Source organism: Halomonas sp. N3-2A (assembly GCF_002216165.1).
GTDB lineage: Bacteria > Pseudomonadota > Gammaproteobacteria > Pseudomonadales > Halomonadaceae > Vreelandella.
The window spans coordinates 4,265,830-4,279,478 of the sequence record NZ_CP022286.1 but is presented as its reverse complement, the minus strand read 5'-3'; the positions used below and the strand labels follow the sequence as shown (position 1 = coordinate 4,279,478).

At 57.6% G+C, this 13,649-nt stretch carries 6 protein-coding genes; 1 reads left to right on the top strand and 5 read right to left on the bottom strand.

The window, feature by feature from the left end; genetic code table 11:
* Positions 1 to 6 precede the first annotated feature (6 nt).
* Positions 7 to 483 (top strand): LabA-like NYN domain-containing protein, encoded by a 477-nt coding sequence (locus CEK60_RS19900; RefSeq protein ID WP_089040480.1) that lies wholly within the window; start codon positions 7 to 9, stop codon positions 481 to 483.
* 30 nt (positions 484 to 513) lie between these two features.
* Here the strand turns inward: CEK60_RS19900 and CEK60_RS19895 are convergent, their stop codons facing one another.
* The 5 genes from CEK60_RS19895 to CEK60_RS19875 all read right to left on the bottom strand — a co-directional run bounded on the left by CEK60_RS19895 (position 514) and on the right by CEK60_RS19875 (position 13,561).
* On the bottom strand, positions 514 to 720 hold the full coding sequence (locus CEK60_RS19895) for a hypothetical protein (protein WP_198361399.1): 207 nt from the start codon (positions 718 to 720) through the stop codon (positions 514 to 516).
* Between the two features lie 131 nt (positions 721 to 851).
* On the bottom strand, positions 852 to 1,262 hold the full coding sequence (locus CEK60_RS19890; protein ID WP_089040479.1) for a DUF1090 domain-containing protein: 411 nt from the start codon (positions 1,260 to 1,262) through the stop codon (positions 852 to 854).
* Positions 1,263 to 1,401: 139 nt separating this feature from the next.
* Complete coding sequence (locus CEK60_RS19885; protein WP_089040478.1) at positions 1,402 to 1,785, bottom strand: histone-like nucleoid-structuring protein, MvaT/MvaU family; 384 nt, start codon at positions 1,783 to 1,785, stop codon at positions 1,402 to 1,404.
* Positions 1,786 to 1,979: 194 nt separating this feature from the next.
* Positions 1,980 to 2,498, bottom strand: coding sequence for an AmiS/UreI family transporter (locus CEK60_RS19880; protein ID WP_089040477.1), 519 nt, complete (start codon positions 2,496 to 2,498; stop codon positions 1,980 to 1,982).
* Between the two features lie 437 nt (positions 2,499 to 2,935).
* Positions 2,936 to 13,561 (bottom strand): DUF5801 repeats-in-toxin domain-containing protein, encoded by a 10,626-nt coding sequence (locus CEK60_RS19875; RefSeq protein ID WP_232471531.1) that lies wholly within the window; start codon positions 13,559 to 13,561, stop codon positions 2,936 to 2,938.
* Positions 13,562 to 13,649: the final 88 nt, after the last annotated feature.

Here is a 13,649-nt window from a genome sequence, read left to right as displayed (position 1 = left end):
TAGCTAATGACCAAAGTTGCGATATTTATTGATATCCAAAACGTCTATTACACCGTGCGAGAAGCGTATGGTAAAAACTTTGATTACAACAAATTTTGGGCACAAGTAACCACTGACAGAGACGTTGTGGCTGCTTTTTGCTATGCCATCGACAGAGGTGACCCAAAGCAACGGGAGTTTCAAAATATACTCAGAGCAATTGGTTTTAATGTAAAACTGAAACCGTTCATCCAACGCTCAGACGGTTCTGCGAAAGGTGACTGGGATGTTGGCATTGCTCTCGATGCAATGGAATATGCAGAACAAGCAGATGTTATTGTATTAGTCTCTGGCGATGGAGACTTTGATCTTTTAGTCAACAAAATACGCGTTAAGCATGGTAAAAAAGTTGAGGTTTATGGTGTTCCTCAACTTACGGCAGCATCATTAATAAATGAGGCCAGTGAGTTTATAGCGATAGATCGTTCGCTCTTGCTACGTTAGGCTGCTAATAGCATCGCTTAACTGCAGAGGTTATTCGCCTGGTAACTGATCGACCCGCGTGAGGTGAAGGGGCACGACGCCCTGGGTAACGATGTGTCTGTCATCAAAGGCAGCTGGATTGTTCACCAGCATGGGCAATGGCACCGTTACGGTTAGTTGACCGCGACATCCGCTGATTAGGCTTATCATCACTAGCATGGTTGCCATAAGGCCAATGCGTTGCTGGAGTGACTCCATTGCGGTACCCCCACTCAGTATGGCTTGTTTTTTTGATCTCTGTTGGGCGTTGCCAGCATTTCATCGGTATTAAAAGAGGTTGTTTGGAATAAACACAAATCTTGCGGCTAGGTGCTAAATCCTCGTGCAGATTATTCGTTAATACGCCGCTGCAGTGAATTCAGTTCCTGAGTGTGCTCTTCAAGCTCACGCACTTCTTCTGCTAATTTTTCACGTCGTTTCTGAATATCATCTTCGTCGCCCTCACTAAGCGCCTCCTCAAGCGCTAACTCGCGCTCACGCACTTCTTCCTGGCTCTCCCGAACCTCTTCGGTAGCCTCAGCAAGGACTTGCTCATTCGTGCAATGCTCTTCGATGGAGTGCAACGCACGCTGCAATCCTCGAACACGATGTTGATTATCATGCTCTTGGGCGTGCTCCAGCTGTTGCCGTAAGACGGTCATTTTGTCTTCGCACAACCTGTCTGCTGCGTGCGCTGCCGGCAAAGATACAACCCCAACGGTTACCGCTAAACTTAAGCAACCAAGCCATTTTCTGTTCATTATTCGCTCCTAGCACTCTACAAGCCTTGCAAGGTAAACATAGAGAAGCGCAACCGCTTTATAAAACTATAGATCAAATGGCCAGGCTGCCAATCTTCGCCGCCCGTGGAGCACTCCAGACGAGCGGCGGATGAACATATTAAGCGCGCTCTTCTACGATCCAGCTAACCACTTCTTCGTTGCCAAATTTAGCTTTCCACTCTTTAATGACGTTGTGGTTGCCACCACGCGTTTCAACGACTTCCCCTGTATGAGGATTCTTAAACACCTTTAAAGGACGCTTCTTGCGACCATCGGTACTACTGGTCTTGGTGACTTTAACCGATGAAGACAGATATGATGGGTCAAGCATTTCGCATACGTCGCGAGCTAATTTTCCATGCTCTGTCATTAGCTTCTGTAATTTTTCATTGAACTCCAGCTCTTTCTTCAGTTCACTATTACTTTCAAGCGCTTGCAGCTCTTCCTGCAGCTGCTTTAACATCTGCTCTTTCTTGATGTAGTCGCTCAATACTGATGCCATGTTTTCATCTCCATAATTTGCTAATTGCTTTGCCATATACTGATAGCACAGTAAAACATGTTAAGAGCGCTACTCCAGCATGACAGGCGTGCTCATGAACAGCCGCGGCCATTAAACGATTATATACCGCGTAAATTCGCAATGTGGGCGTTCTCAATAAATTTTAAGTAATGTTTACATTTAGTAACGAGTCGCTATGTATTGACGATGCCTAACAGTATCATAACGCCAGGAATCCAACCCGTAAAAACCGCACAAAAGAGTGTGTAGACCGCGACTGAACGCTGTATTTTTTTCGCCAACGCTAGTAGACAAAAAAAACTGAACCACAAAGCAGACCATGCGAACCAGCTGAGCGTATTCCACAGCTCGAAGTTGAGTCCTATATTGGTGATAGAGCTCGCCCCAACAAAGGCTGCTGTAATACTAACAAAGAAACAGAACCATCCAAGCCCGATTCCATCCGCCTTTAAAAACTGGTTAGCCCCAACCCAAAGATAAGTAAACGAAAATAGCAAAGTAAATGCCCCGGTGCTAATAGCAGCAGAATTATCTGGCTCTCGGAAAATCAAATAGACAGCAATCATGAAGCTCAACACACCAACCATTATGTTGATGACAGATACCTCTTTGTCACCAATTTTGCCTAGCAGCCATATTCCGTTCACAAAAAGAACTGCTCCAACATATAGCAAGGTAAGCCCTAAAATCATCACAACCATTCCTGTAGTTATATTTTAATTTTTCTGGCGTTTTTTAGTTTTTTTCTACTGCTCCACTGCATATATTTAATAAATATCAACACCCCTCCTCTCTAGATACACCAGCGCTTTAAGAATGAAAGTAACTTCCAAAAAACATGGTCGTCGGCGTGCAGACCTATAACTGCTCCTGTTTATTTTTTCCATGGAATACTTAACTTTTTTCAAACGACAGCCAAGGCTTGGCAGCACATCATGCGGACTAAGAAAGACCGAAATGGCACCAAGAAAGGCTATTTTTAAAAACCGGGGGAGTATAGCAGGGGTTGCGTGAGCAACCATTGAAATTAGTGCTATAACCTCATAATAAAGGGATGTCGCAGTTAAAAAAACGCCAGGGTATTTTACAACCCTGGCGCTGCACACTTGCTGCTGTCTCTATTGCTGACTTACTCCACGAGTATACTCTGCACTTTCAACGAGATATCTTCATCAGCGTTGTTGTAGACTCGGAAAGTAACGCCATCTTCTATGAGATTGCCACCCTCGGTCCAGCCTGTCCCGATCTCAACGGTGTCATTCTCATCACCTAAAATGCTCAGTGTATTTCCTTCATCGGTCATTTCCAGCACATCCTCCGGACGCAGGGCATCCAGCGTATTGCTGCCGCTCTCCGTCAGATCGAGGCGCTCGATATTATCGAAGTTAGCGTAGTCGTTCTGGTCCAGGTCTTCACTGAAGCGCATCACGATGGTGTCTTCGCCGCCCAGGGCATCTATCGGTGAGCCGCTATACAACAGCGTATCGTCGCCGGATGTCGGCTCCACGGCTGCGATATTGACCTCGAAGCTATCCGAGACATGCGCCGACTCATCGCTGCCATCCGTGGTCCAGGCCTTGATATCCACGGAGCCTTGCATCGCCCCCTGCACCAGATACAAATCATTGATCTGATCCGGCGTGATACCGCTTAGGGTGTAGGTGTCACTGCCGCTGTCATAACTGACGCTATCCAGCAGCGCATCGCCGCCGTCGGTGAAGAAGCTGGCATGCTCGCCAAGCCCCGTCAGCTTGATCGTTGCGGTTTCCGAGCCGTCCAGGTCCTCCATCGAGGCACTGAGGTTGAGCGGAATCTTGTCACCCTCGTCACCGAAGCTCAGTTCGGGCGACAGCGTGATGCCATCGGCCACGGCCTGAACGTCCACTTCCAAGTCAGTGGAGGTGGTCTCGCTCTCACCGTTGCGGCTGGTCCGCGCCGTCAGGGTCAGGGCATCTGCGCCATCCAGGGTACCGCTCCAGTTGCGCGGCGGCACCAGGCCCACGAAGTCCGGCATACTGCCGTCGTCGTTGAGGATCGACCAGCCTCCTCCACCGACGTTATCAGCCAGCGTCGCCGAACCGGCATCGCTACCGGTTTTGACCAGCCAGCCTTCTGGCACACCTTCTAACAGCAAGGCATCAAGGCTCTGTGAGGCATCCGGCAGCAAAACGTCCAGATCCTGCAGTTCGACCAGTTCGTCCTCGGTACCGACGGCATCGCTGGCAGTGACTTCCGGCGGCGGTGGCGCGATCTCGGAAGCACTCGACCCTGTAGAGGTTTCGACATTGGCCGCACCAGTCTCCTGGGTCGCCGCCTCGGCGATAAGCGAAACGTTGCCCCAAGTATTGTCCCCCGGACGATAGCTCACCGTGACCGAGTCGCCCACGGCGACACCATCAATCACGTAGTTGCCGTCGCCATCCGGCGTGATCTCTTCGCCGTTGTACCACAGGCTGCCTGAGGCACCGTCGCCGCTGGTCATACCGGTCTCATCGAGGGTGATCACCAGTTGCCCATCCACCAGGCTGACATCGGGATCATCCGCTGGGCTGGAGACGTCGATGGTGAAGTCGATATCCTCGCCGCTAACAACATCGCCTGCGGAAACGTTGACGGCCGGCGTATCGGTCACCGGCGTTACCGGCGGCGTGACGCTGATCGTCGAGGCATTTTCCTCGCCGCTCGGCGACTGCGTCGTCAGGGTAGTGTCAAAAGAGAACGGCCCTTCACTGTCGTTCCAGTCGGCCGGCGGCGTCACCGTAATGCCGTCCAGCAGGGTCTGTAGGGCGGCATTGCTGCCGTCATCGGTGCTGGCATACCACACTATCTCGCCGTCGATGGTGGTCTGCTGCATACCGTTGACTACGGCGCCCGGCGGTAGGTTGGAGATGGTCACCGCGCTGTGACCATCAGGCGAGTCCCCGATCTCGGCAGTTACTAGGTCGGACAGCGCCATGCCGGTGTCCTCGGTCATGGTCGCATTGGCGTCTTGCCAACTAATGATCTCGCTCGGGTCCTCGCCATCGCCGAAGTCGCCCTCACCGGTCAGCGTCCAGCTATCGCTGCCGCTCTCCTCCTGACTGGTCGCGCCATTGTCCTGGGTCACCGCGGTGATGGTGATCTCATGGTCCTCAATGGCGTCCACCTGGGTACCATCGCCCATCGTGAACTCGACGGTCTGGGTCAGGGTGTCGGTGCCATTGAAAGCAACGTCGGGATCGATCTCGATACGCCACTGGCTGCCCGTGCCACCTGCGACCTGCCCAACGAACTCGCCACCCACGACGCCGACCCCAGCAGGGACATTGTCGATCAGCAGGTACTTGAGGGACTCACTGCCGTCGGTATCCGGCTGGGTGATATCGACGGTAACCTCGACACGATCGTTACCGTCGGCGGTGACGTCCTTCGCGGGCTCGTCTATGGTGGCATCGCTGTCACCGATATTGACGATCCCGGTAATGGTCACCGTGGGCACATCGGTCACGGCCTCGATGACGACCTCATGGGTTTCGTTCTTGACCACCGTGGTGTCGTCAACATCGCCCTCATAGCCAGCGTTGGGGGTATCGGTGATCTCGTACTGCACCTCGAGAGTGCCGGCACTACCGGAGAAGTGCTCGTCGCCCTGGGCGAAGATGTTGTTCCAGGCACCGTCGGTCAGCTTATAGTAGCCGCCCTCTTCAATCACGCCGGTGACGCTTCCATCTGCCGCAGCATCGGCCAGGGTGGTAGTACCGTCATCACCATAGTAAAGTTCGAACTGATTGCCCGTGACGCTGGCAACCTCGATCCATACCGAATTCAACGACTCGTTGGTATCGCCGTTCTGCGGCTCGAAGCTCAGGTTGAGCTGCCCCAGTTGATCCTCGGCCAGACTGGACTGGATGCTAAACCCTGCCTCCGGCGACGGCGTGACTTGGAAGGATACCTGCTGCTCGGCGCTCTCCAGGGTATTGCCGTCATCTTCGGTGACGATGGGCGTGACCGAGAAGTCCACCTGGCCGCTGAAGTTATCCGGCGTGGTGATCTTGACGGCATTCGGGTCGGTGGCTACCCAGACACGCTCGGCGCCCTCGCCGCGAATCAACGTCGCGCCCTCGACATCGAACTGCTCGTCGAGACCGGTGATGCGGTAGGTCAACATCTCCGAGCCATCGCCGCTGGCTTCGCCCGAATTGGCGGTGATGATATCGCTCAGCGTGACGCTGTCACTACCATCATCCAACTCCTCTTCGGCGTAGACCGGCGTATCGGTGGTCACATCGGGATTATCGGCGACCCCATCCACATGGACGTTGATCGACTTCTCGACCGGCGTCGCCAGGGTATCGGTCACACCACCATACTCATCGACGGTAACCACGCTCGCGGTCAGCGTGAAGTCCTCGTTGCTATCCTGGGGTGGCGTGACGGTCAAAGGCGCATTGCGGTCGAAGTCATCGATCACATAGTTGCCGTCGCCATCGGGCGTGAGGTCCGCTCCGTTGTAGGTCAGCACCGCGCCATCCGGCACATCGCTGATGGTGACCGTGAAGCTCTCATTGGGATCTGAACTTTGTGGTCGAATATCCAGCGCAATCGCCTCATCCTCGTTGCCCTCGGCCGGCGAGGCGACGTTGAGCGAAGCGAGATCGGCTACCGGTGTGTCGATAAAGATACCATCGAGAATGGCTTCGCCGGAGATGGCGGTATCCGTATTACCCTCGGCATCGGTATCCACCGTCTTGGCCTCGACGCGAATCCGGAACTCGCCCTTCTGGTTCGGCGCCGCACGGAACTCCAGGGTGTCCAGGTATTCCACCGGCACTTCGATGGGTGAGCCGTTATAGGTCTGCTCGACCCAGGTGGCGCCACCATCCGTGGAATAGCGGAAGCTGGAGCCATCGGCGTTATCACCCTGGCCTGAGACCAGCTCCGGCGTCAGCAGCGCGAAGGTCTGCTCCGAGCCATCGGCGTCCTGGTTAGCCCAGCCGTCCGCCGGATTGAAGCCATCGGCGTTGAGCGCGAACCAGGTATCCTCGATACCGTCCACGGTCGAGCCATAGGTATGGTCGGGATTCATGGTCAGATCGGGTTGGCCGTCGCCGTCGCTATCGCCACCGACCTCTTCGGCGACCGGTGTCACCGCGATATCCGCCGTGACGTTGTGGGTCTGGATATCCGAGCCGGTCGAGGCGGTGTCCCCCACGGTGACCTGCAATGACAGGCTTTCATCGACACTGCTATGGGCCGGTGGCGTGACGGTGTAGCCGGTATAGCTGCCGTCGGCCACATCGTCTGGACCGATCGTGAAGCCATCGCTGCCGTTACCGGTATGCAAGACAGTGCCGTCGCCATCCTTGATCACCCAGCCATCCGGTACGCTGTCGATACTGATCGACATGATCGTCTCACTGCCATCGGTATCACTGACATCGAGATCCGCCAGGAAGGCTATTTCACTATCTTCCGGCCCCACCGCGCTAATATCGGCCGGCTTATCAGCGACCGGCAGGGTGTCGATATTCAGCGTCACCGAGTCTTCCTTCACCTCACCGTTGTTATCACCCGCATCGCTGTCATGATCCTGGGCCTTGAGAGTGACGGTGATGCCATCGAGATCGCCACTGAAATCGGCCGGTGGCGTCAGTACCAAGGATGATGGAATCTGCGTCGATGTGCCGGCGCCGAAGTCACCAAGGTCGCTTGCCGGAATAACGATTTTGCCATCGGCTCCCGCGGTGATGGTGCTACCGTTCACCGTCACGGACGTGCCTTCCGGCACATCGCTGATTTCAAGCCAGCGCTCCTCGCTGCCGTCGAGATCCTCGAAGCTGGCGCCGAGCAGGTTGCCAAGATCCAGCGCGCCGTCCTCGTCGATGGTGGCCGTATGGGGATCATCGGAGCCGTCGATGGTCAGATCGACGTCGTCGGTTACGGCCTGAACACCAACCTCCACTTGGGCAGTGCTTTCCGCACCGTCCACGCCACTCAGCGGGTTACCGCTGTCGTCGACCTCATAGCTGGTCACGCTGACGTCGACGGTGAAGTTCTCGTGGCTCTGGGCAAGCGGATTGACCTGCAGCGCCTGGTACTGCGCCGTGGTCATGGTCAGATCACCAGCGGCCGTGGCGGTATGATCGCCATCGGAGAGCACGATGGTCAGCGATCCGCCATTGCTGCCATTGCTGCCATCGCTCGTCCACAGCACATTGCCGCTGCCATCCAGCAGTTCGGTGCCTTCGGGAATACCACTCAGGGTAATCTCGCCCAACAGTTCGGGGTTGTCGCCAGCGGTTGCCCCGTTCTGATCCGTGGTATCGACAGGGTTCGGTGCCGTCAGGTTCAGCGCGACCGCAGTATCTTCATCGGTCTGGACATTGCCGCCCTGTAGATCCGGCGCATCGGCGACCGGATTGACCGTCACGTTAACCGTAAAGGTCTTGGTTTCATTATCGGTCGTCGTGGTATAGGTAAAGGAATCCTCACCACTATAATTTTCGTTGGGCTCGTAGGTAATGGTGCCATCGTCGTTTACCTTGGCCTTACCGTATGTCGTTTCTACCCAACCTTCTGCGTCCGGTGTGCCACCGTCAATGCCAGTGTTAGTGCCCGTCGCATCGGCATTGGTATTAAAGGTATTCTCGGTCGACCCGACGTCCGAATCCTCCTCCACCGTGATGGCTTTAGGCTCAACGCTGGGATCATCATCGTCAACGGTGATGGTGAAGCCGGTTTCAACCGTATCATTGTCACCGTCGGTGACTGTCAGATGCTGCAAGTTGATATCGAGGGTCTCGGCCCCGCCGTCATGATCCAGCGGCCGATGCAGCGTGAACTCATAGCCAGGCGTTGCCGAGGTCGGATTGAGTATCTCGACCGTGAAGACTTTGCCACTTTCACTACGGTCAGTGCCGCGATAGCCCGTCAGGGTGTGGCCATCGTTACTAACGACATATTCTATATCTTGTCCATCCGACGTCAGCTCGGCAGCTTCAAGAGCCGATACTGTCGAATCGACACCCCCTTCACTGAATTGGATATCCCCTGCACCATCGGTACCAAAATCCACTGCAAAGGTATCGGATACGCTAGTCGCTGGCACATTAGGATCGCTGCCCAGAGCCAGGTTGGCTTCATTGACCGAGGCGCTAGAAGGCGGCGTTGTGATGGAAGGACCATCGTCACGGAAGGTGAACTTACCACCGACATCGACGGCATCGCTATCGACGCTGTCGTTATCTCCATCGACGGCGGTTGCCACTAGCTTGAGGGCGCCGTCGTTCAGGGTGATGGCATCATCGTGGTCACTGCTATCCGGGTGCTCCAACGGACGAGTCTGCGTCAGCGTCACGGCACCGGTGTCGCCATCCAGCGCGATACGGAAGGCGATCTCGCCATCGGTATCATTGCCCACACGACCGACCACATCGTCACCATCCATAAAGAGATGAACGGCTTCGCCCGTGGCGGTATCCATTACGCCGGATACCGCACCTTCGGTGACCTGCAGGCGATAGCTCGTGCTGTCCTCGCCATCTGCCCCATGGTCGATAGCGAATACGCCGTCGATAAAGTCAGCATCGGTGGCGCTGACTTCCCCAGCGTCGAAGTCACTCTCATCGACTTCAACACTGCCCAACTGACCGTTATCGACACTGATCACCGGCTGATCATCGACGATATCGATGGTCACGGTATTGGTGACGGTATTGCCATACTGATCGACCGCAGTGTACTCGAAGCTATCGGTCGGCGGCGTGCCGGAGTGGTCTACGTCACTGTTCAGGGTGTAATCGAAGGTGCCATCGGTATTGACCGTCCAGCTACCCAGTGACGTCGAGCCGCTCTGTTGAGTCTCCACCGTCCAGCCCGACTGTAAGTCGAGGCTTTCACCGCTGATGATCTCGCTGTCAGCGGGCTCATCGGTGCCATCCGCCAGACCTGCCTCATCCACGCTGCCAGTGGTATCGGTCGGGGTGCCGGTGACATCGGCAACATTGATGGTCAGGGTCGCGGTGCTTTCATCCCCATCGCCATCACGCACGGTGTAGGTGAAGACGTCCTGGACATCGGCATTCGTGCTGGCCGGGTCGGCTTCGTAAGTATAACTGCCGTCTGCGTTAAGCGTCAGCGTGCCGTACTCGCCCTCGATTACCAGCGTGCCGTCAGTGTTGGTGGCATCGTTGGCGGGCACATTGTCGCTGGTCACCGCAGTAACCGTGGCGCCGTCGGCGCCCTCGGTGTCGGCGGCATCGCCCGGCGAGACACCATCGCCGCCGATCACGTTGCCACTAGTATCGGCACCTTCGGTCACGGCATTGGTATCGTTTTCGGCGGTCGGCGCGTCGTCGACGATCTTGATATTGAGGTCGCCGCTGTCGGTCGAGCCATCCTCGTCGGTGGCGGTGACCTTGATGCTGTCCATCAAGTTATCGACGTCTTCCTCCGGCGCATTGGTCAGGAGGTAGTCATAGTCGAGGGTGATGGTGCCGTCAGCGGCCTGGCTGTAGCCATTGAGGGTTAGCTCGCCGTACTGAGTGGTCAGGCTCTGCGGTGTATCGCCCAGCGCTTCCACCTGTGCCTTGCTCAGTTCGAGAGTCGCCGGATCACCGTTCTCGTCGGTGTAAGCCAGCGTCACCGCGCCCGTGTCCCGCAGGCCATCCAGGGCGGTCAGCGTCAGGCTGGATTCGACGCGGGTGTCGGCGGCATTCGGGTTGGAGCCATCCGCTAGGCCACTTTCGAACACCACCTGATCGCCAATCTCGCCATCCGGCGTGGTGGCGTCATGGTCGTTGGGCACATCGACGGTCACGCCGTCATCGCTGCCGTTGACCGTAATGGTCAGCGTGGCATCGTTCGCATCGCTGTCGCCATCCGTCAGCGTATAAGTGAACGTCTCAGTCAGCGTCTCACCGTCGCTCAGCCCTTGTACCGTGAGGTTGGCGTTGTCGAGCGTGTAGGTATAGCTACCATCGGCATTGAGTGTCAGGGTGCCGTACTCGCCGTCGATCACCAAGGTGCCGCCGCTGTCGGTAGCGTCGTTGCCCGGTACGTTGTCGCTGGCCACGCCGGACACCGCGGCACCGTCGGCGCCTTGGGTATCGGCCACATCGCCCGGCGAGGCACCGCTATCGCCCAGCACATTGCCAGTCGTGGTGAGAGCGTTGTCTTCCGTCACTGCGTTGGTGTCGTCTTCGGCCACTGGCGCGTCGTCGACGATCTTGATGTTTAGATCGCCGCTGTCGGTCTGACCATCACGGTCGGTGGCGGTGACGGTGATGCTATCCATCAGGTCATCGACGTTCTCGCTCGGTGCCGTGGTCAGCTCATAGCTGTAGTCGAGAGTGATAGTGCCGTCAGCGGCCTGGCTGTAGCCGCTCAGGGTTAGCTCGCCGTACTGAGTGGTCAGCGTTTGCGGATCGCTGCCCAGCGCTTCCACCTGTGCCTTGCTCAGTTCAAGAGTCGCCGGATCGCCGTTCGCGTCGGTATAAGCCAGGGTCACCGCGCCGTTGTCCTGTAGGCCGTCCAGGGCGGTCAGCGTCAGGCTGGACTCGACGCGGGTGTCATTGGTGTTCGGCGCGGAGCCATCCGCCAGGCCGCTTTCGAACACCACCTGGTCAGTGATGTTGCCATCCGGCGTGGTGGCGTCGTGGTCGTTGGGCACATCGACCGAGACATCCCAATCTACCGGCTTCTGATCGTCGTCGCTGGCGGTATTGCCCGCTGGATCGGTGACCGTGGCGGTCACGCTGACATCGGTGTCGCCCGGTGCCACCGGGACTTCGACGCTAACGCCGTTATCCAGATCGTCCTGGGTGACTTCGCGCTCGTCGAGGATATTGCCGTCCTTGTCGGTGACCACCAAGGTATCGCCGACTTCGGTGCCGTCTTGCAGGGTGACGTCAGCGGTGACAGTGCCGTCGTCGCCGATCTCGTCCTGGCTGTAGGTGCCGTCGTCGCCGCTGCCGGTCAGCTCAACCGTGACCGCGGGCGGTACGCTGTCCACCGGCTTCTTATCATCGTCGCTGGCGGTATTGCCCGCTGGATCGGTGACCGTGGCGGTGACGCTAACCTCGGTGTCGCCCGGTGCCACCGGGACTTCGACGCTAACGCCGTTATCCAGATCGTCCTGGGTGACTTCGCGCTCGTCGAGGACGTTGCCGTCCTTGTCGGTGACCACCAAGGTATCGCCGACTTCGGTGCCGTCTTGCAGGGTGACCTGGGCGGTGACAGTGCCGTCGTCGCCGATCTCGTCCTGGCTGTAAGTGCCGTCGTCGCCACTGCCGGTCAGCTCAACCGTGACCGCGGGCGGCACGCTGTCCACTGGCTTCTTATCGTCGTCGCTGGCGGTATTGCCCCTCGGGTCGGTGACCGTGGCGGTCACGCTGACATCGGTGTCGCCCGGTGCCACCGGTACTTCCACCGTAACGCCGTTGTCCAGGTCGTCCTGGGTCACCGTGCGCTCGTCGAGGACGTTGCCGTTCTTGTCGGTCACCGTCAGGGTGTCGCCCACTTCGGTGCCGTCTTCCAAGGTGACTTCAGCGGTGACGGTGCCGTCGTCGCCGATCTCATCCTGGCTGTAGGTGCCGTCATCGCCGCTACCGGTCAGCTCGACACTCACCGCTGGCGGCACGTTATCCACCGGCTTGCTGTCGTCGTCGCTGGCGGTATTGCCCGTCGGGTCGGTGACCGTGGCGGTGACGCTAACGTCGGTGTCGCCTTCAGCAACCGGGACCTCGACGCTGACGCCGTTGTCCAGATCGTCCTGGGTGACCTCACGCTCGTCGAGGACGTTGCCGTCCTTGTCGGTCACGACCAGGATGTCGCCTACTTCGGTGCCGTCCTCCAGGGTGACCTGGGCGGTGACCGTGCCGTCTTCACCAATCTCATCCTGGCTGTAGGTGCCGTCATCGCCGCTGCCGGTCAGCTCGACCGAGACCGCAGGTGGCACGTTGTCTACCGGCTTTTTATCATCGTCGCTGGCGGTATTGCCCGCTGGATCAGTAACCGTGGCGGTCACGCTGACATCGGTGTCGCCCTCGGCAACCGGTACCTCGACGCTGACACCGTTGTCCAAATCGTCCTGAGTCACCGTGCGCTCGTCGAGGACGTTGCCGTCCTTGTCGGTCACGACCAGGGTATCGCCGACTTCGGTGCCGTCTTGCAGGGTGACGTCAGCGGTGACAGTGCCGTCGTCGCCGATCTCGTCCTGGCTGTAAGTGCCGTCGTCGCCACTGCCGGTCAGCTCAACCGTGACCGCGGGCGGTACGTTGTCCACCGGTTTCTTATCATCGTCGCTGGCGGTATTGCCCGTCGGGTCGGTGACCGTGGCGGTCACGCTGACATCGGTGTCGCCCTCGGCAACCGGTACCTCGACGCTGACGCCGCTGTCCAGGTCGTCCTGAGTCACCGTGCGCTCGTCGAGAACATTGCCGTTCTTGTCGGTCACCACCAAGGTATCGCCTACCTGGGTACCCTCTTCCAGGGTGACCTGGGCGGTAACGGTGCCATCGTCGCCGATCTCATCCTGGCTGTAGGTGCCGTCGTCGCCGCTGCCGGTCAGCTCGACCGAGACCGCTGGGGATGTGTTATCCACCGGCTTCTGATCGTCATCGCTGGCGGTATTGCCCGTCGGATCGGTGACCGTGGCGGTCACGCTGACATCGGTGTCGCCCGGCTCGACCGGTACCTCGACGCTAACGCCGTTGTCCAGATCGTCCTGGGTCACCGTGCGCTCGTCGAGGACGTTGCCATCCTTGTCGGTGACCACCAAGGTATCGCCGACTTCGGTACCCTCTTGCAGGGTGACCTGGGCGGTGACCGTGCCGTCGTCGCCGATCTCATCCTGGCTGTAAGTG

What these genes read in the sequence shown, in the direction of transcription:
- CEK60_RS19900 (WP_089040480.1), top strand. Translation starts at nt 7, where the DNA reads ATGACCAAAGTTGCGATATTTATTGATATCCAAAACGTCTATTACACC.
- CEK60_RS19885 (WP_089040478.1), bottom strand. Translation starts at nt 1,785, where the DNA reads ATGGCATCAGTATTGAGCGACTACATCAAGAAAGAGCAGATGTTAAAG.
- CEK60_RS19880 (WP_089040477.1), bottom strand. Translation starts at nt 2,498, where the DNA reads ATGATTTTAGGGCTTACCTTGCTATATGTTGGAGCAGTTCTTTTTGTG.
- CEK60_RS19895 (WP_198361399.1), bottom strand. Translation starts at nt 720, where the DNA reads ATGGAGTCACTCCAGCAACGCATTGGCCTTATGGCAACCATGCTAGTG.
- CEK60_RS19890 (WP_089040479.1), bottom strand. Translation starts at nt 1,262, where the DNA reads ATGAACAGAAAATGGCTTGGTTGCTTAAGTTTAGCGGTAACCGTTGGG.